Annotated in this window: 18 protein-coding genes and 1 tRNA gene; 16 read left to right on the top strand and 3 right to left on the bottom strand. The window is 64.8% G+C overall.

The window, feature by feature from the left end:
- The first annotated feature begins 13 nt into the window (after positions 1-13).
- The 4 genes from H3T89_RS03755 (at position 14) to H3T89_RS03740 (ending at position 5,427) form a co-directional block, all read left to right on the top strand.
- Complete coding sequence (locus H3T89_RS03755; protein WP_198203242.1) at positions 14-1,585, top strand: diaminopimelate decarboxylase family protein; 1,572 nt, start codon at positions 14-16, stop codon at positions 1,583-1,585.
- 110 nt (positions 1,586-1,695) lie between these two features.
- Entirely contained in the window at positions 1,696-3,036 is a 1,341-nt protein-coding gene (locus H3T89_RS03750) for a homoserine dehydrogenase (RefSeq protein WP_198203243.1), read from the top strand.
- Positions 3,036-4,088, top strand: a complete 1,053-nt coding sequence (gene thrB, locus H3T89_RS03745) for a homoserine kinase (RefSeq protein ID WP_198203244.1) — start codon at positions 3,036-3,038, stop codon at positions 4,086-4,088. Before H3T89_RS03750 ends, thrB begins: the two co-directional genes overlap by 1 nt.
- On the top strand, positions 4,078-5,427 hold the full coding sequence (locus H3T89_RS03740; protein WP_198203245.1) for a Maf family nucleotide pyrophosphatase: 1,350 nt from the start codon (positions 4,078-4,080) through the stop codon (positions 5,425-5,427). Before thrB ends, H3T89_RS03740 begins: the two co-directional genes overlap by 11 nt.
- Before the next feature lie 22 nt (positions 5,428-5,449).
- Here H3T89_RS03740 and H3T89_RS03735 read toward each other — a convergent pair whose 3' ends face one another.
- Positions 5,450-6,394: an AEC family transporter gene (locus tag H3T89_RS03735; protein WP_015022461.1), complete on the bottom strand. Its 945-nt coding sequence runs from the start codon at positions 6,392-6,394 to the stop codon at positions 5,450-5,452.
- A gap of 144 nt (positions 6,395-6,538) precedes the next feature.
- Between H3T89_RS03735 and dapE the strand changes: the two genes are divergently transcribed.
- The 12 genes from dapE (at position 6,539) to rplA (ending at position 18,300) form a co-directional block, all read left to right on the top strand.
- On the top strand, positions 6,539-7,768 hold the full coding sequence (gene dapE / locus H3T89_RS03730; protein WP_198216281.1) for a succinyl-diaminopimelate desuccinylase: 1,230 nt from the start codon (positions 6,539-6,541) through the stop codon (positions 7,766-7,768).
- Positions 7,769-8,004: 236 nt separating this feature from the next.
- Complete coding sequence (locus H3T89_RS03725) at positions 8,005-10,674, top strand: Rne/Rng family ribonuclease (protein ID WP_198216280.1); 2,670 nt, start codon at positions 8,005-8,007, stop codon at positions 10,672-10,674.
- A gap of 155 nt (positions 10,675-10,829) precedes the next feature.
- A complete protein-coding gene (gene rplU / locus H3T89_RS03720; RefSeq protein ID WP_015022458.1) occupies positions 10,830-11,138 on the top strand; it encodes a 50S ribosomal protein L21 in 309 nt (102 codons plus the stop codon).
- 32 nt (positions 11,139-11,170) lie between these two features.
- Positions 11,171-11,422 (top strand): 50S ribosomal protein L27, encoded by a 252-nt coding sequence (gene rpmA / locus H3T89_RS03715; RefSeq protein WP_015022457.1) that lies wholly within the window; start codon positions 11,171-11,173, stop codon positions 11,420-11,422.
- 130 nt (positions 11,423-11,552) lie between these two features.
- Positions 11,553-13,232 carry a GTPase ObgE gene (obgE, locus tag H3T89_RS03710; RefSeq protein ID WP_198216279.1) on the top strand — a complete coding sequence of 560 codons (1,680 nt, stop codon included), beginning with the start codon at positions 11,553-11,555 and terminating at the stop codon, positions 13,230-13,232.
- Positions 13,229-14,371: a glutamate 5-kinase gene (gene proB, locus H3T89_RS03705; RefSeq protein WP_198216278.1), complete on the top strand. Its 1,143-nt coding sequence runs from the start codon at positions 13,229-13,231 to the stop codon at positions 14,369-14,371. The genes obgE and proB overlap by 4 nt, the downstream gene beginning before the upstream one ends.
- A gap of 43 nt (positions 14,372-14,414) precedes the next feature.
- Entirely contained in the window at positions 14,415-15,623 is a 1,209-nt protein-coding gene (locus tag H3T89_RS03700; protein WP_198216365.1) for a pyridoxal phosphate-dependent aminotransferase, read from the top strand.
- 120 nt (positions 15,624-15,743) lie between these two features.
- Positions 15,744-15,819 (top strand) — tRNA-Trp (locus tag H3T89_RS03695).
- Between the two features lie 44 nt (positions 15,820-15,863).
- Positions 15,864-16,088 carry a preprotein translocase subunit SecE gene (gene secE / locus H3T89_RS03690; protein WP_015022453.1) on the top strand — a complete coding sequence of 75 codons (225 nt, stop codon included), beginning with the start codon at positions 15,864-15,866 and terminating at the stop codon, positions 16,086-16,088.
- A gap of 30 nt (positions 16,089-16,118) precedes the next feature.
- Positions 16,119-16,976 (top strand): transcription termination/antitermination protein NusG, encoded by an 858-nt coding sequence (gene nusG / locus H3T89_RS03685; protein WP_198203249.1) that lies wholly within the window; start codon positions 16,119-16,121, stop codon positions 16,974-16,976.
- 138 nt (positions 16,977-17,114) lie between these two features.
- Complete coding sequence (rplK, locus tag H3T89_RS03680) at positions 17,115-17,546, top strand: 50S ribosomal protein L11 (protein ID WP_015022451.1); 432 nt, start codon at positions 17,115-17,117, stop codon at positions 17,544-17,546.
- 64 nt (positions 17,547-17,610) lie between these two features.
- Positions 17,611-18,300: a 50S ribosomal protein L1 gene (gene rplA / locus H3T89_RS03675; protein ID WP_015022450.1), complete on the top strand. Its 690-nt coding sequence runs from the start codon at positions 17,611-17,613 to the stop codon at positions 18,298-18,300.
- A gap of 105 nt (positions 18,301-18,405) precedes the next feature.
- On the opposite strand, the gene H3T89_RS03670 is transcribed toward rplA, so the two are convergent.
- Together H3T89_RS03670 and H3T89_RS03665 are read right to left on the bottom strand one after the other, a co-directional pair.
- The gene (locus tag H3T89_RS03670) at positions 18,406-19,638 is read right to left on the bottom strand and encodes a PucR family transcriptional regulator (RefSeq protein ID WP_198216277.1); all 1,233 of its coding nucleotides are present in this window, start codon (positions 19,636-19,638) and stop codon (positions 18,406-18,408) included.
- Positions 19,635-21,527: a DUF6020 family protein gene (locus tag H3T89_RS03665; RefSeq protein WP_198216276.1), complete on the bottom strand. Its 1,893-nt coding sequence runs from the start codon at positions 21,525-21,527 to the stop codon at positions 19,635-19,637. Before H3T89_RS03665 ends, H3T89_RS03670 begins: the two co-directional genes overlap by 4 nt.
- Positions 21,528-21,562: the final 35 nt, after the last annotated feature.

The following is a 21,562-nucleotide window of genomic DNA, read 5'->3' as shown; positions in this document are numbered from 1 at the left end:
CGGGAGGTCGTTGATGGAAACAGGGATGTGCGGGCTGGGGTCCGATGGGTTCTGGCCCGGGGCTATGCAGCGGGATCACCAGGGCATGATGATCATGCATGGATGCTCCATGGGGGATCTGGCCAAGCGTTATGGCACCCCTTTGTATCTGATGGACACCGCGATGATGGCGGAACGGGCCTCGGCCTTCCGTCAGGCGGCCCTGCAAGACCTGGGCGGTGCGACAACCAGGGTCAGCTACGCCGGTAAGGCCTTCCTCAGCAAGGAGACCGTGCAGATCATGCTGCGCCAGGGGCTGGATATCGACACCTGTTCCCTGGGCGAGATGCTGATTGCCCGGGCCGCCGGTGCCCCCGGCCGCCGTCTGGTCCTGCACGGCAACAACAAGTCCGACCAGGAGATCGAACTGGCTGTGAGGGAGGGCTACAGGGCCATCGTCATCGATGCGCCTGACGAGCCGGCCCGTATCGCCGCTGCTGCAAGGGCACAAGGGCGTCGTGCCAGGGTCATGCTCCGGGTGACCGTGGGCGTGCACGCCGGCGGCCACGAGTACATCTCCACGGCACATGAGGATCAGAAGTTCGGCATCCCCCTGCTGCCCCAGGGCACCGACGTGGGCCTGCTGGACCTTGGGCCTGAGCCTGGAACCTCAGAGCAGGCCGGGGCAGCGGCTTCGGCGGCCACAAAGGGTGACATCTCCTCGGCTTTTGGCGATTCCGTGGTCTCACCGTCCTCCTCGGCCCTTTATTCGGCTGCCAACGGGCCCGCTGAGCAGGCTGATCCCGCCCGGATCAAAGCCATGTCCGCTCTGGCCGACGGCCCGGCCATTGCCCTGCTCAAGGAGATTCGCTCTTACGAGAAGGAACTGGAACTGGTAGGCATCCATACCCATATCGGCTCCCAGATCCATGACCCTTCGGCCTTCATCGAGGCCGCCCGGCGCATGATGCTGCTGCGGCACACCTTCTGGGCCACCGACGGATACCTTATGCCCGAGGTGGATCTGGGTGGCGGCTTCTCTGTGCCCTACACCCCGGATGAGGATCGGATGGATCTGGACCGGACATTGACCAGCCTGGGGACTGACATGGTCGCCATCAACCGTCGCCTGGGCATGCCCATGCCGGTCATCGCCTTCGAGCCCGGCCGCTGGATTGTGGCCCCCTGTGGCATGAGCCTGTACCGGGTGGGCACCGTCAAGCCCGTCCCCCTGTCTGACGGAAGCGTGCGCACCTACGTTTCGGTTGACGGCGGCATGAGTGACAACATTCGTCCGGCTCTGTATGGGGCCGAGTACACTGCCGTCCTTGCCAACCGACATGGCAGCGTGGACCGGATTCAGGCCCGTGTGGTGGGCAAGCACTGTGAATCTGGGGATATCCTGGTGCAGGATGTGCCTCTGCCTGCGGACATCCGCCGGGGTGACCTGCTCCTTGTGCCGGTGACCGGTGCCTACGGGCGGACCATGGCCAGCAACTACAACCAGGCTCTGATCCCTCCTGTGGTGGGTCTGGACCAGTCCGGTGCCCATCTGATGCTGCGGCGGCAGACCATGGATGACCTGCTGGCCCTGGACCAGGGATGAGCCTCGCCCCCGGTGGAACCAGCCGCTCGGGTGAGTAGGGGTGTCGGATTGGCTTTCTAAGATGGAGCAACACCCGGTGACAGGCCCCGTTGGGGCGGATGGAGGACCATATGCCTGAACGCATGCAGCAGCAGGAGGCCGTCAGGCCCATCCGTGTAGCACTTCTGGGAGCCGGGACCGTGGGTTCCCAGACTGCCCGCCTCCTGGTGGAGCAGAGCCGGGATCTGGCCAGTCGAGTGGGCCGTCCCATGGAGCTGGTGGGCATCGCCGTCCTCCACCCTGACCAGGTCAAGGCTGATTGGATTGATTCCTCCCTGCTGACCACAGACTCAGACGGTCTGGTCACCCGGGCGGACATCGTCATCGAACTGATCGGCGGCATCGAGCCGGCCCGCACCCTGCTGCTCAAGGCCATCGAGTCCGGTGCCAGCGTGGTCACCGCCAACAAGGCCCTTCTGGCCCAGCATGGCCCTGAGCTCTACCGGGCCGCCGAAGAGCGTGGAGTCGACATCTACTTCGAGGCGGCCGTGGGCGGGGCCATCCCCATCGTGCGGCCCCTGCGAGAATCCCTGGTGGGCGACGGCATCACCAGCCTGGTGGGCATTGTCAACGGGACCACCAACTACATTCTGGATGAGATGACCACCAAGGGTCTTCAATTCGACCAGGCCCTGCGCGACGCCCAGGCCAAGGGCTTCGCTGAGGCGGATCCCACCGCCGATGTGGACGGGCTGGATGCAGCCGCCAAGGCCGCCATTATGGCCACACTGGCCTTCCACACCGATGTGCGTCTGGATGATGTCTCCGTGGAGGGCATCCGCGCCATCACCGCCGACGATATCGCGGCCGCACAGACCGAGCACCGGGTCATCAAGCTTCTGGCCGTTGCTGAACGTGGCGAGCAGGGCATCTCCGCCCGGGTCTACCCGGCGCTGATCCCCGACAGCCACCCCCTGGCCTCGGTCCATGGCAGCTTCAACGCGGTCTTCGTCACCGCCAAGGCCGCCGACGACCTCATGTTCTACGGTCGGGGTGCCGGCGGAGCGCCCACAGCGTCGGCCGTTGTGGGGGACGTAGTCACCGAGGCCCGCCACATCGTCCAGCATGGCATGGGTCCGGTGATTCCCATGTACGCCAACATTCCCATGGCTCCGCTGGATGCATCTCGGGCTGCCTTTGCCGTCCGTTTCCTGATTCACGACAAGCCTGGCGTGTTGGCGGCCATCGCCCAGGTCTTCTCCGAGGCGGGCATCTCCATCAACGGAGTCAACCAGGACATCAAGCCCACCCTGCATGACCCGGGCTACAGCGGTGAGATTCAGCAGCTGCGCGTGGTCACCCACCTGTGCGACGAGGTGACCCTGCGACAGGTAGTCAAGCGGATCTCCACCTTCGATTCGGTCACCGGGCAGGCCTCCATCCTGCGCGTATTCGATCGGCAGGCCCAATGATGACGGCTGCCACAGAGAGTCCGTCCACCGTGCGGGTGCGTGTGCCGGCCACCAGTGCCAACCTGGGTTCGGGGTTCGATGCGGTCGGCCTGGCACTGGACTACCACGACGAGATCGTCTTCACCCGTTCCGTGGACCCGGGCGACACCACCGCCTATGTGGTCATCAAGGGGGAGGGGGAGCGGACCCTGCCCAGAGACGAGACCCACTTGGTTGTCTCCGCCTTCCGACGTGCCTGCCAGGTCTTTGGTCTGCCAAAGTTCGGCTTCATCATGCGCGCCGTCAATCGTATTCCCCAGGCAAGGGGGTTGGGATCCAGCGCTGAGGCCATCGTGGCCGGGATTGCGGCGGCTGCGGCCTTCGCCCACGCCGGCCCTCTGCGCCGTGATGCCGTCTTCGCGCTGGCCGCCCAGATCGAGGGACATCCCGACAATGTGGCGCCTGCAGTCTACGGGGGACTGACCGTCTCCTATGATCTGGCCACTGGCGAAGGGGTGGGTTCCCTGCCCATAGCCGGGGGCGCACCCCTGGAGGGCGGTTACCATACCCTGCGCTACAAGGTGGATCCGGCCATCAAAGCCACAGTCTTCGTCCCTGGTGCTCATCTGTCCACACAGAAGGCCCGACAGGCCCTGCCCAACCGGGTGCCTTACGCGGATGCCGTTCATAACCTCTCGCGGGCTGCCCTGATTCCCGGCGCTCTGAACCCCGGCTCACTGGATGACCTGGGGACCGAGGCCGTCGGGCAGGCTGCCAGGGCCAACGCCCTGCTCTTCGTAGCCACCCAGGATCGGCTCCATCAGCCATACCGGGCCGGGCTCATGCCCTCATCGACCAAGCTCCTGCAGCTCCTGCGCCGTCAGGGTTACGCGGCGGCCGTCTCAGGGGCTGGACCGTGCATTATCGTCCTGCACTACGGGGATGCTGAAAATCAGCTGCGGACCCTTGCCAAGGACTATCTGGATTCCGGTCGCTGGCGGATTCTGCCCCTGGATGTGGACTGCCAGGGGGTTCAGGTGGAACGGGACCAGGAAGGCAATCGTGAACACTGAAGACAGGCATATCCCGCTCATCCTGGCCTCATCCTCCCCCTCCAGGCGTCGGCTTCTGGTCCAGGCAGGCATTGACCCCATCATTCGACCCTCAAAGGTGGATGAGCCAGCAGTCCTGGCTGAACAGGCCGGAAAATCAGGTCGTCACCTGGATGACCTGGATGCGTGCGAACGGGTCGGTGTCTTGGCTGAGGCCAAGGCCTCGGCTGTCCAAGCGACCATGGATGCCGTCAAGGATGCCGAAAGGCGCTCGCGGGGCGAACTGGTCACGTTCAGGCCTCTGAACCAGAGCGATTCCGGTGCATCCTCCCGGAATCCCATGAGCCAGGTCCTTGGGGCCTGGGGCGGGATGATCGATGCCGAGCGCGGACCCCTCCTGCTGGGATGTGATTCGCTATTCAGCATGGACGGGGTCGTCATGGGCAAGCCTCACAAGCCGGAGCGTGCTCTGGAGCGGCTTATGGCCATGCGTGGCCGAACCGGCACCCTGGTCACCGGCCACTGCCTGATCGATTTGGCCACCGGACATCGGGCCCGGGCGGTCAGCAGTGCTCAAGTGATCTTCGGAGACTACGACCGGGCCACCATGCAGGCCTATGTAGCCACCGGCGAACCCTTGGAGGTGGCCGGATCCTTCACCTTGGAGGGGTTGGGCAGCGCTTTCATTCAGGGCGTCGAAGGCGACCCCAGTGGGGTGATGGGATTGAGCATGCCCGCCCTGCGCGCCCTGGCCCAGGAGCTGGGTGTCTCCTGGTCTGACCTTTGGGCCGAACGGGTCATGCCCGAGCGTCAGCCGGCCGACGGATCGACGCATGGTCCTGAAGGACTGGCCGCCCCCGCGGAGAACGTCCATCAGCCTGGCGACGGATGGGTGGACTGCGCCTGCGGCAAGCGGCACTGGGGGCTCAATGGGGCTGCCGGTGTCTTGCTGGCCCGGCGTGATGTCCGCAGCGGCGCGCCGGTCAGTGTGCTTCTGCAGCATCGGGCACGTTGGAGCGCTGAGGGCGGCACCTGGGGTGTGCCGGGCGGTGCCATCTCCGACGGGGAGAACCCCCTGGAGGGCGGTCTGCGCGAGAGTTATGAGGAGGCCAACATCCGCCCGGAGGACATTCAGGTGGTGGGGTCCTACCTGGAGGACCATGGTCCCTGGGGTTACACGACCATCCTGGCCTTCGAGCGTCCCGGCCACCATGTCGACCCCCGCATGAATGACGACGAGAGCATTGCCCTGGAATGGGTGGACCTGGACAAGGTCTCGGGCCTACCTCTTCTGAAGGCTTTCGGACAGGACTGGCCGCACTTCCGGCAACGCTTGGAGACCCTGGCGGCCGAAGGCTGAGCGGGAAGCCTGTTCGGGCGTATCAGCTCAGCAGCAAGGCGACCAGGGCGATGATCACGGGCGAGCTGATCGTGCTCAGCAGGATGGCGTCCCTGGCGAAAGTGGTTCCCACCCCGTAGCGGGCTGCGTAGTTGTAGACGTTCTGGCCGGTGGGCAGGGCCGCCAGAACCACGCACCCGTACAGCTCCGCCCCGCTGAAGCCCATCATGAACCGGGCCAGCAGGTAGGCGATTATGGGCATGACCAGATTCTTCAGAATGACCGCGCAGAGGGTGGCCCGGCGGTCCGTCCCCCGGCCCATGGGCCGTGAACCCCGCAGGGACATGCCGAAGGCCATGAGAATCATGGGCACTGCCGACTGCCCGATCATGTCGATGGGCTTGTAGACGAAGTCAGGGATGACGAAATGGCCGGCCTGGGCGCTGATGGCCGAGATCACTATGCCACCCAGGGAGCCGATGAGGATGGGCTGCTTCAGAGGCTGTTTGAGGATGGTCTTGACTGAGAGCCTGCCGCTGGTGGTCGCGTCCAGAACGGTCAGCCCGATAGGGGTGAACAGGGCCTGTTGCATGACCAGGATGGGCGCCACCAATGTGGGATTGCCCAGAATATAGGTGGCGACAGGCAGCCCGATGTTGTTGGAGTTCAGATACAGGGCGTCAAGAGCGCCGATGGTGGCTTCGGCGGCCGGCAGGTGGAAGCTGGTTGCGTTAAGGGCCACGAAGAGCAGACCCACGGCCGCCGCCGACAGGAAGGCCACGATGATGCTGGGGTGGAAGATGACCGACAGCTTCTGCTTGGAGAGGATGGCGAACATCAGGCAGGGCGTTGATACAAAGAAAGAGTATTTGTTGAGCACCAGCTGGGCCGTGGGACCGCCTACGTGGAAGCGTGCGGCCACATAGCCCACGGCGATGACCACGCCGATGATGAAGAACCCTTCCATGGCACTGAGCAGTCCAGGCACTCCGGCATCCTCCTCGTCTCGCATGGTGGACGGCGGCTTTCCAGGCGGAGTGCCACCGCTTCCGTCGTCCCCATTGTGCCACCCGGACCTCATGCTTGCGGCTATAGTTCCATCCGCGCTCCCTCGGCCCGCTAGCATGGCACTATGGCCAAGAACACACAGACGGATATTAATCTTCTTTCCGGCGTCCGGGGGGCTGAACCTGCCCAGGACCTGGCAAGGATACTGGAGGCCATGACAGCCCTGCCCTCGGTCAGCGGCCAGGAGGGCGCCCTGGCTGATGCCGTCCAGAGGGCCCTGTCCTCACGGGCCGACCTCTTGGTCCGACGGCTGGGCGACACGGTCGTGGCCTCCACCCGGCTGGGCCGTCCCCATCGCATCGTCCTTGCCGGGCATCTGGACACCGTGCCCGTGGATGGGAACATGCCTCCGCGCTGGCTGGAGCCCGGCGACCCGGACATTCGGGCCGACCTGTCCGCCGCCCACCCCGGATCCCGGGTGCTCTACGGCAGGGGCACCGCCGATATGAAGGCTTCGGATACCGTCTTTCTCCACCTGGCGCTCACCCTTCGGGAGCCGGTCTATGACCTGACCTTCGTCTTCTATGACCATGAGGAGGTCCAGGCCGATCTGAACGGGCTGGGTCGGGTGGTGGCTGCCCACCCTGACTGGGTTCAGGGGGATTTCGCCATCATCGGCGAGCCCACGGACTGCGCCATCGAAGCCGGTTGCAACGGAACCATGCGCTTTGACCTGATCACCCACGGCACAACGGCCCACTCTGCCCGGGCCTGGATGGGCAGCAACGCCATCCACGCTGCCGCGCCCATTCTGGACCGGCTGGAGCAGTACAGTCCGGCCACGGTGCGGGTGGATGGTCTGGACTACCGGGAGGGGCTCAACGCCACCATGATCGAGGGCGGCCTGGGCACTAACGTCATCCCCGACCGCTGCCGGGTGCATGTCAACTACCGGTTCGCCCCCGACAAGAGCCTGGCCCAGGCCAAGGAGCTCATGATGGGTCAGGGGACAGGTGCAGAGCTGGGCAATGGCGAGCATATGGCCTGCGGCGGGGTCTTCCAGGGATTCTCGGTGCGCATGTGCGACGAATCGCCCGCAGCCCGTCCGGGTCTGGACTCGCCTTGGGCCCGTTCGCTGGCGGATCTGGTCGCCCGGACCACGGGCCAACAGCCTCGCGCCAAGCTTGGGTGGACCGATGTGGCGCGATTTTCAGCCCTTGGCCTACCGGCCGTCAACCTGGGCGCAGGGAACCCCCTGCTGGCCCACAAGGCCGACGAACAGGTGCCCCTGGATGACCTGGTCCGGCTGGAAGCAATACTGGTCGAGTGGCTCAATGGACCTGACGGCCGCTGATCTGTGCCATACTAGAGGACGGTGGTTCTGCCTGACCACTTGCAGCGTAGGCGTTGATCCCCCCGTATGGAGACCCAGTGATTCGTACGGGCGTCGGTGTCCGCCTGCGTCAGGAAGACTTTTTGCCAAGGCGTTTCGATCAGGCGCACGCAGGTGCGCGGCTGCAGTGAGAGTGCAGCGTGAGGACGGATCGGAACCGTGAGAGCGGCACGAGGCGGCGTGCCGCAAGGAGCATTGTGCCCGAAAAAACGAATAATGAGGATACCCAGGATAATAGGTCCGCCAGTGGGAATGGGCAGGAGCGGCAGGTCCAGGAGACCGCCGGTTCCGGTACCCGTCGCCGTGCTGGACGGCGTGTGGTCAGGGTGGCCGGCGCAGCTGGTGCCGACGTGCCCGTGAAAGTCGAGGCCGAGAAGCGCAAGACCTCCCGCAGGGCCAAGGAGGAGGACGATGAGTCCGAGCCCTCCTCCACCCGTCGCCGTCGCACCCGCAAGTCCAAGGAGGATCAGACGGCCGATCAGAGCGTGCAGGACCACTCCGGCCAGGATGCCCAAGATGATGGGAGCGAGTCCAAGCCAACCAGGACGACCACTCGTCGTCGCACCAGAACTGCCACCCGTCGACGCACCGAGGAGCATACCCAGGAGGGCGAACCTGATCAAGACCGTCAGGAGCGTGCCCTTGAGGCTGTGGAGGCTCTGACCTCAGGCCGCAGCCAGAGGACCGGCCGGAAGGCCCAGGAGCAGGATGAGCGTCCACGCGCATCCCGTCCCCGTCCTATGACATCCCTGCTCTTCCAGGAGCCGGTCATACCCGCCTCCCGGCCTGAGCAGGATGAGCGCCAGGAACGGGATGATGAGGACGAGGAAGTCGAGCAATCGTCCAAGACCTCCCGTCGCGGCAGGTCCAGGAACGCTTCGGAGGTCGGCTCGCGCCGTTCCCGCAGGCTCAACGCCGAGGAGCGCAGGGCCGCCGACGAGGTGGAACGCATCGAGGAGGATCTGGATCACGAGGGTATCACCTTCGTGGTCGACGATGATCAGGAGCAGGACGAGGATCAGCAGGAATCCGGCACCCGCACCCGTCGCCGTCGCCGTGCCAAGAGCGATGATGAGGACACTGAGAAGACCGTTTCCACTCGTCGTCGCCGTCGCGGGCACGAGCAGGAGAAAGACAAGGATGACGAGGACGAGGCCCCGCTGACCCGTCGTCGTCGCCGTCGCAGGGGCTCCAAGTCCGCTGAGGGCGAGCCAGAGGAGTCCAGCACCCGCCGTTCACGCAAGCAGCAGTATATTGACGAAATCACCGACGTGGAGGGCTCCACCCGCCTGGAGGCCAAGAAGCAGCGCCGACGGGACAACCGCCGCGAGCGCTCCCGCCAGTCCCAGCTGGTCGAGCAGGACTTCCTTGCCCGCCGCGAAAACGTCAACCGTCTGATGGTGGTGCGCGAGAAGGAGCATCACACCCAGATCTCGGTCATCGAGGACGACATCCTGGTCGAGCACTACGTCTCCGACATCCAGGAGGTCTCGACTGTCGGCAACATCTACCTGGGCCGGGTCCAGAACGTCCTTCCCAGCATGGAGGCCGCCTTCGTGGACATAGGCCAGGCCCGCAACGGCGTGCTCTACGCCGGCGAGGTCAACTGGGACTCCACCCGTCTGGAGGGCCAGCCCCGCCGGATCGAACTGGCCTTCAAGTCCGGCGATCCCGTGCTGGTCCAGGTCACCAAGGATCCCATCGGCCACAAGGGCGCCCGCCTGACCTCGCAGGTCACGCTGGCCGGCCGTTTCCTGGTCCTGGTCCCTTCGGGCGGCATGACCGGCGTCAGCCGTAAGCTGCCCGACCGCGAGCGTTCCCGCCTCAAGAGCATCGTCTCCAGGGTGGCTCCCAAGGACATGGGGGTCATCATCCGCACCGCGGCCGAGGGGGCCAGCGAGGAGGCCCTGACCAAGGACCTGGAGAACCTGCAGCGTCAGTGGAGCAAGATCGAGGACAAGCGCAAGGAGTTCCTGCACGGCAAGCGTCCCAAGCTTCTGCAGGGCGAGCCGGACGTGGCCATCCGCGTGGTCCGCGACATCTTCAACGACGACTTCGCCAAGCTGGTGGTCCAGGGCGAGGGGGTCTACGAGAGGGTCCGCAACTACCTGGAGACCATGGCCCCCGACCTGGAGGAGAAGCTTGAGCATTGGGATCCGGCCGAGCACCAGGGCAAGGATGTCTTCGACCGCTGGAGCATCGACAGCCAGCTGCGCAAGGGCATGGAGCGTCAGGTCTACCTGCCATCCGGCGGCTCCCTGGTCATCGACCGCACCGAGGCCATGACCACCATCGATGTGAACACGGGCCGCTTCATCGGCAAGGGCAAGTCCCTGGAGGAGACGGTGACCCGTTGCAACCTGGAGGCCTCCGAGGAGATCGCCCGGCAGTTGCGTCTGCGCGACATCGGCGGCATGATCATGATCGACTATGTGGATATGGTCATGCCGGCCAACCGCGACCTGGTCCTGCGCCGTCTGGTGGAGTGCCTGGCCCGGGACCGCACCAAGCATCAGGTGGCCGAGGTCACCTCCCTGGGTCTGGTCCAGATGACCCGCAAGCGGGTGGGCCAGGGGCTGGTCGAGGCCTTCTCCGAGGAGTGCCCCACCTGCCATGGCCGAGGCTTCATCCTCCACGACAAGCCGACCATCTCCGCCTCCTATGCCGACCCCTATGCGGTCAAGGGCGGCGACCCCTTCGTCAAGACCAACAAGCATGGTCATGGCTCCTCTGCCAAGGAGACCCTGTCCACCGGCTCGACGCCTGCAGTCAAGGCCAAGCTGGCCAGGATCGCTGCGGCGGCCCAGGCGGCATCGGATGAGGATGAAGCCCAGGCTGAGACGGCGGATGTCGCCAAGGAGTCATAAACTGAATTTCGTTTTGTCGGCGGGGCAGGCACATTTGACGACGCGGTGTGTTTGCTTCTATACTGGTTAGCTGGTGTCTGGACGGGTTCGTCAATTGCATGGCGAGACCCGGATGCCGGGCGCATACAGCTTTGGACAACAGGCAAGGTAGGGCTATGTACGCGATTGTGAAGGCCGGAGGCCATCAGGAGAAGGTCGAGGTCGGTGACCAGATCACGGTCAACCGTCTGGCTGCCAGGAAGGGCGAGTCGGTCGAGTTTCCGGTCGCGCTGGTCGTCGATGGATCCAAGGTGACCATGGCCGCCAAGGATCTGGCCAAGATCTCCGTCAAGGGCGAGGTCGTGGACGACGAGGCCAAGGGCCCCAAGATCAACATCCAGAAGTTCAAGAACAAGACCGGCGTGGCGCGCCGCAAGGGCCACCGCCAGAAGCAGACCGTGGTCAGGATCACGGCCATCGCCTGAGGGCCTAGGTCGAGGTAGGAAAGGAACCAGACATGGCACATAAGAAGGGCGCGTCCAGCTCACGCAACGGGCGCGATTCGAATGCACAGTACCTGGGCGTCAAGAAGTTCGGCGGCGAGGCCGTAGTGGCCGGCAACATCATCGTTCGCCAGCGTGGCACCAAGTTCCATCCCGGCCAGAACGTCGGCCTGGGCAAGGACCACACCCTCTTCGCCCTGACGGACGGAACAGTTCGGTTCGCCAACCGGCGTGACCGCAAGGTCGTTGACGTGCTTACAGCCTGATTGCCCTTTATCGGCATCGGCCAAAGGCCATCCCTGTTCATGGGGTGGCCTTTTTCGATATGTATGGAGATGCCGGGCATTCAGCTCTCAGGGGCCGCATGTCAGGCCGGATTGAGTACCATGGGCCCCTATGAGCGCATTTGTGGATCAGGTCACCGTCCATGTCAAGGGTGGCGACGGCGGCAATGGGGCTTGCTCCATCCGCCGCGAGAAGTACAAGCCCCTGGCCGGGCCCGATGGGGGCGATGGTGGCCAGGGCGGTTCGGTCATTCTTCAGGCCGATGCCAACGCCACCAGCCTGCTGGACTACCGCTTCCTGCCACACCGCCAGGCCGAATCAGGCACTATGGGTCTGGGCGGCGACAAGGATGGCAGCCGTGGCCGGGATCTGATTTTGCCGGTGCCTGTGGGCACTGTGGTCTTTACCGCCAAGGGGGGTCAAGGCGAGCGCAAACAGCCGGGCGAGCGTCTGGCCGACCTGGCTCATGTGGGGGACCGGTTCGTGGCGGCCCAGGGAGGCGTGGGCGGCCTGGGCAACCGCTCCCTGGCCACCAAGGCCAGGCGGGCTCCCGGCTTCGCACTGCTGGGGGACCCCGGGCAGGAGCGCGACCTGGTACTGGAGCTCAAATCCATCGCCGACGTGGCCCTGGTGGGTTTTCCCAGCTCTGGCAAGTCCAGCCTGGTGGCGGCCATGAGCGCGGCCCGGCCCAAGATCGCCGACTATCCATTTACCACCCTGGTGCCCAACCTGGGCGTGGTCCAGGCAGGGGAGAGCCGCTTCACCATGGCCGACGTGCCAGGGCTGATTCCGGGGGCCTCCCAGGGCAAGGGCCTGGGGCTGGAGTTCCTGAGGCACATCGAGCGCACTGAGATCATCGCCCATGTCATCGACTGCGCAACCTTGGAGCCAGATCGTGACCCCATGAGCGACTATCAAGCCCTGGAAGAGGAGCTTTCCCGCTATGCCGACCGCCTGGAGCTTCCGCTGGGGGTCATCCCTATGGCCGAGCGGCCCAGGGTGATCATCCTCAACAAGGCTGACCTGCCGGAGGCTCGCGAGCTGGCTGAATTCGTCAGGCCCGACTTTGAGGCTCTGGGCCTCAAGGTCTTTGTGGTCTCCACAGCCTCGCATCAGGGACTCAAGGAGCTGGGCTATTACCTTGCCGGTCTGGTGGACCGCCTGCGCAGGCAGCTGCATGAGCAGCAGGAGGCCAGCCAGGAGGAGCGCGTGGTCATCCGCCCCCTGGAGCGGCGGCGCAGAAATGGGGACCAGTCCGCCGACTTCACTCTTGAGCGGCATCAGACCCGTTCCGGACAGACCTGGTTCAGGGTCTGCGGAGCCAAGCCCGAGCGCTGGGTGCGCCAGACCAACTTTGACAACGAGGAGGCCGTGGGCTACCTGGCCGACTGCCTGGCCAGGATGGGTGTGGAGGATGCCCTGCGCAAGGCCGGGGCCAGGCCAGGTGACGAGGTCCGCATCGGTCCTGGCGACGATGCGGTGGCCTTCGACTGGGATCCGAGCGTGGCGGCCGGTGCCGAAATGCTGGACGGCACCCCCCAGGTGGCTCGGGGCCGTGACCTGCGTCTGGAGGAGAGCCAGGGACTCAGCCGCCGCCGCACCAACAGCGAACGCCGCCGCCGGTACCACCAGATGATGGACGCCCGGCAGGCGGTGCGTCAGGTCATGGAGCAGGAGCGGCGCCAGGGGCACTGGGCCGACCCCTCCGTGGATGATGATCCCCACGACAGGCAGGGCCTGCTGGGGCGCGGGGATACGGATTCGGCCAGTTCGGAGGAGGCCGGGCAATGACCGGTCGGGAGGAATCCGACGAGGCTGAGGTTCGCTCCCGGGTGGCCCAGGCCCGCACCATGGTGGTCAAGGTGGGCACCAGTTCTTTGACTGATTCCCATGGGCGCCTGGACCAGGATCGCCTTCGCTCGCTGGTGGGTGCCCTGGCCTCGGCGGCTGTGGATGGCGCCCGTCTGGTACTGGTCACCTCTGGGGCCATAGCTGCCGGCTTCGGCACACTGGGTTTTGACCAACGTCCTGATGACGTGGCCACCCAGCAGGCAACGGCCTCAGTGGGCCAGGGTCTGCTCATGGCCCAGTACGAGGCTGCCTTCGCCCGCTATGCTCTGCGTGTTGGCCAGATCCTGATCACCGCCCGTGACACCACCCATGCCATCCAGTACCGCAACGCCCGGCGCACCCTCTGCCGTCTGTTGGATCTGGGGGTCATCCCCATCGTCAATGAGAACGATGCCCTGGCCAGCAACGAGATCCGCTTCGGCGACAACGACCACCTTTCGGCACTGATCGCCAACATCGTCAGCGCCGATGCCCTGGTCCTGCTGACTGACGTGGATGCCCTCTACACTGAGCCCCCGTCCCGCCCAGGGGCGCGCAGGATCGGCTTTGTGCCCGATGTGGCGGCCATCATGGACCAGGTGGATGCCCAAGGGTCCGTCTCCGGGCTGGGAACCGGGGGCATGGCCACCAAGCTGGAGGCGGCGCGGATTGCTGCGGCTTCCGGCATGCCCGTGGTCCTGACCCGTGCTGATCTCGCCGGCCCTGCCCTGGCCGGCGACCAGGTGGGCACCCTCTTCGCCCCCATCCGTCCACGAGGCTCCTCGCACCGGCTCTGGATCAAGTTCGCCTCCCGTCCCCGGGGCGGCTATCTGGTGGATCAGGGGGCTGTCAAGGCTTTGCGCGGCGGTCGTGCCAGCCTGCTGGCAGCTGGTGCCAAATCGGTCCAGGGTGAGTTCTCGGCCGGGGATCCGGTCTGGATTCACGATGAGTCTGGCCACCAGGTGGCCAAGGGCCTGTCCGGCTATGACTCCGAGGAGGCCCAGGACATGCTGGGCCTAAACACCAAGGAACTCCGCCGCCGACTGGGTGCCCACTATGCCCACCCGCTGGTGCATCGGGACTCTCTGGTCCTGGTCTGAACACAGCTCTGGGGGTGCTGGGCGGTAGCATGGCCACATGACTATGGCGCAATGGCAGACCCTGAGCAGACGCATAGATGCGGTGGCCCCCAGTGCCACTCTGGCCGTGGATTCAAAAGCCAAGGCCATGAAGGCCCAGGGCATGAATGTGATCAGCTTCGGTGCCGGCGAACCCAACTTTCCCACGCCTGACCACATTGTGCAGGCGGCTGCCCGCGCCTGCCTGGATCCGCGTAACCATCGCTATACGCCCACAGCGGGCCTGCCCCAACTGAAGCAGGCCATCGCCGACAAGACCCTGCGCGACTCGGGTTACCAGATTGACCCGGATCAGATTGTGGTCACCAACGGCGGCAAGCAGGCCGTCTATGAGACCTTCCAGGTCCTCTTGAACCCCGGTGATGAGGTCATCATTCCCGCACCCTACTGGACCAGCTATCCCCAGATGGTTCTGCTGGCTGGCGGTCGGCCGGTTCCGGTGCTCAGCGGAGCCGACCAGGGCTATATCCCCAGCCTGGAGCAGCTGGAGGCGGCCCGGACCGAGCGCACCCGTGCCATCATCCTCAATCTGCCTGCCAATCCGACCGGGGCAATCTGGGATGCCGACCTGGTGGCTGCCGTGGACCGTTGGGCCATGGAGCACCAAATCTGGGTGATCAGTGACGAAATCTATGAGCACCTGACCTACCAGGGGGCGCGCACGCCCTATCCAGGCGCTCTGGTGCCCCAGGTACGCGATCAGCTGATTGTGGTCAATGGTGTGGCCAAGACCTATGCCATGACCGGCTGGCGGGTGGGCTGGCTGATTGCCCCCGTGCCGGTGGCCAAGGCGGCCGCCAAGCTTCAGGGGCATATGACCTCCAACGTGGCCAATGTCTCCCAGCAGGCGGCCTTGGCTGCCTTGACCGGCGGTCTGAAAGATGTGGAGGCCATGCGGTCGGCTTTCGCCCTGCGTCGGCGGGCCATTGTGGATGCCTTGAATGCCATGGATGGGGTGAGCTGCCCTGAACCCCTGGGTGCCTTCTATGCCTTTGCCGACGTGACCGGCCTGCTGAATCGGCCAGTGGGTCCGCAAGGCACAGTCTGCGCTACCTCGAGTGAGCTGGCCGAGGTCATCCTGGAACAGATCCAGGTGGCGGCCGTGCCAGGCGAGGCCTTCGGCGCGCCCGGCTGCCTGCGTTTTTCCTACGCGCTGGCTGACGACGACCTGGCCGAGGGCATGCGGCGCCTTGGGGGCTGGGTCAGCGCCTGATCCTGCTCCTGAGCGAAATGCTGTCAGGGCAACACGGTTGGACGCAATCCACCCTTTAGGCTAGACTTGCGATTTGGCGGTTTTTCCTCCCTGCCGAGTAGGCTGGTAGGAAGTTCCGATAGGGAAGTGGCGCAATTGGTAGCGCAACGGTCTCCAAAACCGTAGGTTGTGGGTTCGAGTCCCGCCTTCCCTGCCAAGGCTTGCAGCAGATGATGCAGAACAAACGAAGGACGGATGACCATGGCACAGAAGGATGGGGCTGAGGAAGCCAGGCCGAACTTCTTCATGCGTATCGGGCTCTTCATCAAGCAGGTCATCGACGAGATTCGCAAGGTCGTGACCCCCACAGGCAAGGAGCTGGTGGGCTGGTCCGTGGCCGTCTTCATCTTTGTGCTGCTGCTGATGGTCTTCGTGACCGTGATGGACTTCGGGCTGGGTAAACTGGCCTTCCTGATATTTGGCTGAGCCGTGACAAGGTAGAAGGTGGAGTGATCCATGAGTGATGATCTGACCAGAGAGGGACTGGACCCCGATCAGGCCGCTGAGTCGGTCCCGTCGGCGTCCGAGGATGTCCCCACCCAGGAGGATGCCCAGGTCCAGGATCAGCAGCTCGGAACCTCTTCGGAGCAGGCCGAGCAGGACAGCACACCCGCCGAATCCGCCCAGGCCAAGAGCGCCCAGGTCGATTCTTCCGATTCCGAAGGCTCCTCTGACGATGACCAGGCTGATCAGGACGATCCCGGTCAGCGTGCCGTGGACGAGTTCTCCAAGAAGCTGCGCACCCTTGAGGGCAAGTGGTACGTTCTGCACACCTACTCCGGCTACGAGAAGCGCGTCAAGGCCAACGTGGAGTCCCGCGTGGCCTCCTTCGGCTTGGAGGACAAGGTCTTCCAGGTGGAGATTCCCATGGAGGAGGTCGAGAAGCACACCGACAAGGGTAAGAAGGTCGTCACCCGTGTGCGTGTGCCTGGTTATGTGCTGATTCGCATGTGGCCCGATGAGAATGCCCGCCGCATCATCCGCGACACCGAAGGCGTCACCGGGTTTGTCGGCCCCAGCAAGGAGCCGGCTCCGCTGACCCGCAAGGAGGTCGTTCAGATGATGGCCCCCATGATCGCCTCCGAGGCCCTGAAGGCCGCTGGGGACAAGCCCGAGGCCGCCAAGAAGCGCACGGTGGAGGTCTCCTACGCCGTCGGCGATCAGGTCACCGTTACCGAAGGACCTTTCGCCACCATGGCCGCCGTGGTTTCCGACGTGGAGCCCACCACGCAGAAGCTGACCGTTCTGGTCTCCATCTTCGGCAGGGACACTCCTGTGGAGCTGGGCTTCGACCAGGTCGAAAAGATCGCCTGAGCGCCGTCGGCCGGTCCCTGGTCGATGCGATAATCGTCAAGCTTGTGCTCCCCTGTGGAGCGCATTTGGAAAGAACAGGTTGCGGGAGGGGACCTATGGTCTCCGACATCACCGCTTCGTAGAAAGAAGAACCAGCATATGGCTGCAAAGAAGAAAGTCACCGCGCTGATCAAGGTGCAGATAGAGGCCGGCAAGGCCAATCCTGCGCCCCCGCTGGGCCCTGCACTGGGTTCCCACGGCGTGAACATCATGGACTTCTGCAAGCAGTACAACGATGCCACCAAGGACAAGATGGGCCAGGTCATCCCCTGCATCATCACCGTCTACGAGGATCGTTCCTTCACTTTCATCACCAAGACTCCGCCGGCAGCCGACCTGCTGCGCAAAGCGGCCGGTGTCTCCAAGGGTGCCGGCAACCCGCTGACCACCAAGGTGGGATCCGTCACCAAGGCCCAGGTCCGCGAGATTGCCCAGACCAAGATGGAGGATCTGTCGGCCCGTGACGTCGAGGCCGGGATGAAGATCATCGAAGGCACCGCCCGTTCCATGGGCATCACCGTCACCGACTGACATTTTCGTTGTGAGCGGCAGGGCATACGCTTGCCCGCACCGCGACTGCTGATAGGAGAAGCAGATGACCAAGCGTTCCAAGAAGTACCGCGAGGCGGCCGAGAAGGTCGATCGCACCAACCTGTACACCCCCGAGGAGGGCATCGCCCTGCTCAAGAGCATGCCCAAGCGCGGGTTTGACGAGACCGTTGAGGCCGTCTACCGCCTGAACGTGGATCCCCGCAAGGCCGACCAGCTGGTCCGCGGCACCGTCAGCCTGCCCAACGGCACCGGCAAGACCGTGCGCGTCCTGGTCTTCGCCCGCGGTCCCCAGGCGACTGCAGCCGCCGAGGCCGGAGCCGACGAGGTGGGCGATGACGAGCTGGTGACCAAGGTTGCCGGCGGCTACCTGGACTTCGACGCCGTGGTGGCCACCCCCGACATGATGGGCAAGGTCGGCCGTCTGGGCCGCGTGCTGGGTCCCCGTGGCCTCATGCCCAACCCCAAGACCGGCACCGTGACCATGGATGTGGCCAAGGCGGTCACCGAAATCAAGGCTGGACGTATCGAGTTCCGTGTGGACAAGAACGGCAACCTGAGCTTCCCCGTGGGCAAGGTCTCCTTCGAGCAGCAGGCTCTGGAGGAGAACTTCCACGCGGTCGACGAGGAGATCAAGCGTCTGAAGCCGGCCACGGTCAAGGGTCGCTACATCACCAAGGCCACCGTCACCACCACCATGGGTCCGGGCGTCCCCCTGGACATCGCGGTGCTCTGAGCCGGTTCGGCTGTATACTTCCAGGGCGGGAGACCTTCGGGTTCCCGCCCTTTTTGTATCTTGATCAGGCAGCACTCGTCCCGGCACCAGTTGGCCCGGTGGCAGTCAGTCGGTGCCCGGGTGTGACCTGCGGATTCTGCCGATGATCAGGGCTGCCTGGAGGACGAAGGATTCTCGTGGGTCCATGGCATCCCAGCCGGTTACCTCTACGCAGCGCCTGAGCCGGTAGCGTACGGTGTTGGGATGGATGCCCAGCTTCTTGGCAGTGACCTCCAGCGAGTTGCCCGAGCGCAGGAAGGTGAGCAGGGTGGTCGGCAGGGGCCCATCCGGGTCCTGTCCGGCCAGGCTCAGATAGACTTCCTGGTAGAGCTGGTCGGCTGCGTCCGTGTCTCCGTTGAGGGCCCGTTCAGGCAGCAGGTCGTCGGCGTGCAGTGGTCTGGGCAGCGCGGCGGTGATGGGATCAGCCACTGCTGGAGCTGCAGCGTACGTGCTCAGGGCGGCTCGGATGGAGGATCCCGCACCGGAGATTCCATGGTGGAGAGGTCCCAGACAGACAGCTGACTCGTCGGCGAAGAAGCGCAGGGTGGATGCGCAGAAGTCCGCCGGAGTGCCCGACCGGTTGGGGTCGATCAGGGCCACCATGAGTCCTTCATTCTCGCCCACTAGGGCTCTGCCGCCTTGACGGGCCACCGTGGTGTGGATGGGTTGACGGGCGTTCTCCATACCCTGTCCGTCATCGTTGCCCCGTGCCTCGCCGACGACGGCGAAGCAATCGAATTCGGTCGGCCAGCCCAACCGGGCCAGATCGTCAACAGTGCGTGTATCTGCTGTGTTCTCAATCAAATGCCGGATGATTCTCGACTCCGCTGCGGCCTTGCGCCCGTTCCTCGCCTCGGCCAGGTCGGCGTAGAGAGCGGCTGCTGCGGTGGCTGCATGACGGGTGTAGACCAACGTGGACCGTTCCCCCTCGGCTCCCATGGTCCGGCCAGCCTCCTCAAGCATGTCCAGAATGACCCGGGTCAGCTCCATGGCCCGGTGCGGTCCCAGGCTCCGGGAGAGCTCGGCTGGGACGGGGGAGGGGACTTCGCTGTCTTCCGAACCCTGGGCGTCAAGTCGGGACAACAGGTCGTCCATGGCTGTTCGAATGGCCCCCTCCAAGGTTCTGCGCCCATCGGCAGGCGCGGATCTGGTCCAGGGCAGTGCCTCCTCCAGATGATCCAGTGTCTTCAGAAGAATCTGCTCCATGGCGGCATCGGACGCATGAGGTGCCAGGTGAACCTGCTGCGCTTCGGCAGGGTCGTCGCCCTTCGGCCCGGACCGCTTCGACTTGCCAATCATGTCGGCCGGTCCATCAGGTTTTCGGCACGGGCACGGCGGCTCTGTCGGACCATGTCCAGGATCAGGAAGGGCACCACCATGTCCACCGGCAGCATGTGCCGTTCGAAGTTGTTGGCTGGGGCGGTGATCATGACCCCCATGATCAGCAGGAGGGGGAACCAGCACAGGGCCCCACGCCAGTGACCGGCTGCCAGGCGGGCGACGATCAGCAGCAGGGTGACCACCACCCAGAAGTTGGCCCGTGCCACAAGGCCGAGGAGGGGGGTATCGGCCCAGGTTCTGACGAATCCGGTAACCCCGTTGCGCCAGTCGTGGCACCAGGCCGCCAGCCAGGAGCCCGAGTTCTGTACGTAGCCGTTGTTGAGGTAGTAGGACATGGCCACGTAGGCAGGGTCGCCGGGGTCGAAGTAGCCGTAGGACTCGGCCATGAAGGCATCCAGGTAGATCGCCGGGTTATGCAGTCCCACCTGGAGCCAGGCCCGATTCAGCCGGGACAGCTGCTCGGGCGTGACGGTCCTCCAGCGATAGACGATCAGTTTGGGCTGGTTGCCCGAGGACTTGACCCTGTCGGCCTCCCAGGGGGTGTACTGGATGGCGGCATTGTCCAGGTCCATGATGGGTTCAAGGTCGGCTCTCGCCTGGGCCGGAATCCCCCGGGGGTTGCGCTGGGCCACCCGGGCGATCTGCTGCAGCTGGATGCTGCGGCTCTCCACCGGGTCACCCTGGATGACCGTCCCCGTGGCCGTCAGGGCCCCGGTCACCCCGGTGAACAGGATCAGGGGCAGCAGGAGCCCTATCAGGATGGTGGCCCACTGGCGACGGTGGACGATCAGGGCCAGGACCAGCTGGGCCAGAACGATGTAGAGGGCGTATTTGGCGCTGATCAGCATGATCAGGGTGCTCAGGGCCAGGGCGGGCCGCAGTCGAGCCGCCTGGCTGGCGTAGAGCGGCGAGTTCCTGTCCGCTGACTCCAGCTGGTGCCAGATGCCGAACCACCAGATGAAGGCGAAGGCGAAGAGGGGGGACTTGGTCAGGCTGAAGGTGCTGAAGACCACGAAGGGGGAGAGGAGGAAGAAGAGCATGACCAGGGTGCGGGCCAGGGCCCCAACCTGTTCAGTTCCGCTGTCGCGTAGGAAGCGGTCGGCGGTGACGGCGCAGCAGAAGGCTGCGAAGATCACCTGCAGCCCTGCCAGGAGTACGATGCCCGCGTCATAGGATCCCGTCAGATGGTTGGAGGCCATGATGGTCATCCCGTAGAACAAGGTCAGCACCATGTTGTGCTGGTCGGTCAGGAATGTGGGGTGGTCCGGCCACAGGTAATGACCGATGGGGTAGACGTCCATCTGTGTGAAGGTATTGCCGCCGTAGGGGGGCTGATCGCCCTGCAGCTGAGCCAGGAAGTTGGCACACTCCTGGGCCTGCGCGTACAGGTCGGCCCCATAGGCGGCCAGCAAGGTAAGAAAGGCCCAGGCCCAGCCCAGCAAAAGCAGGCGCATGATGGACCGCCAGCCGCTGGTTTGCCGGGTTATGAAGGCCGCGTAGGTACGCATCCGTGGACGCTGTGCCAGGGCGGTCAAGCGCTGTGGCATCCTAAAGGGCTCGCGACCCAGCAGAATCCGGCGGCAGACCAGGACCACAGCCAGACAGACGGCCAGGGTGCCCAGCATGATTAGGAGCTGGGACAAACCCACTTGCGTAAGCGATCCCTGCTGACGGTAGATGGGGCCCAGGCCAGTGCAGAAGGCGATCCAGAGGCAGGCCAGCAGGGCCAGGACCAGGCCGACGGTCCGGGATGCACGAGACCCGGGTCTCCCGGTCTGCAAGGCCGATGTCTGCACAGGTTGTTCGCCCGCCTCTCTCGCTTGCGCCCTTCCGCTGTCTGCGCTCAAAAGAACCCCTTTCGCGGGTCATGCCTGGTCTACGG

It is taken from the genome of Bifidobacterium sp. W8114 (assembly GCF_016101165.1).
GTDB lineage: Bacteria > Actinomycetota > Actinomycetes > Actinomycetales > Bifidobacteriaceae > Bombiscardovia > Bombiscardovia asteroides.
This window is presented reverse-complemented; position numbering and strand designations above follow the sequence as displayed.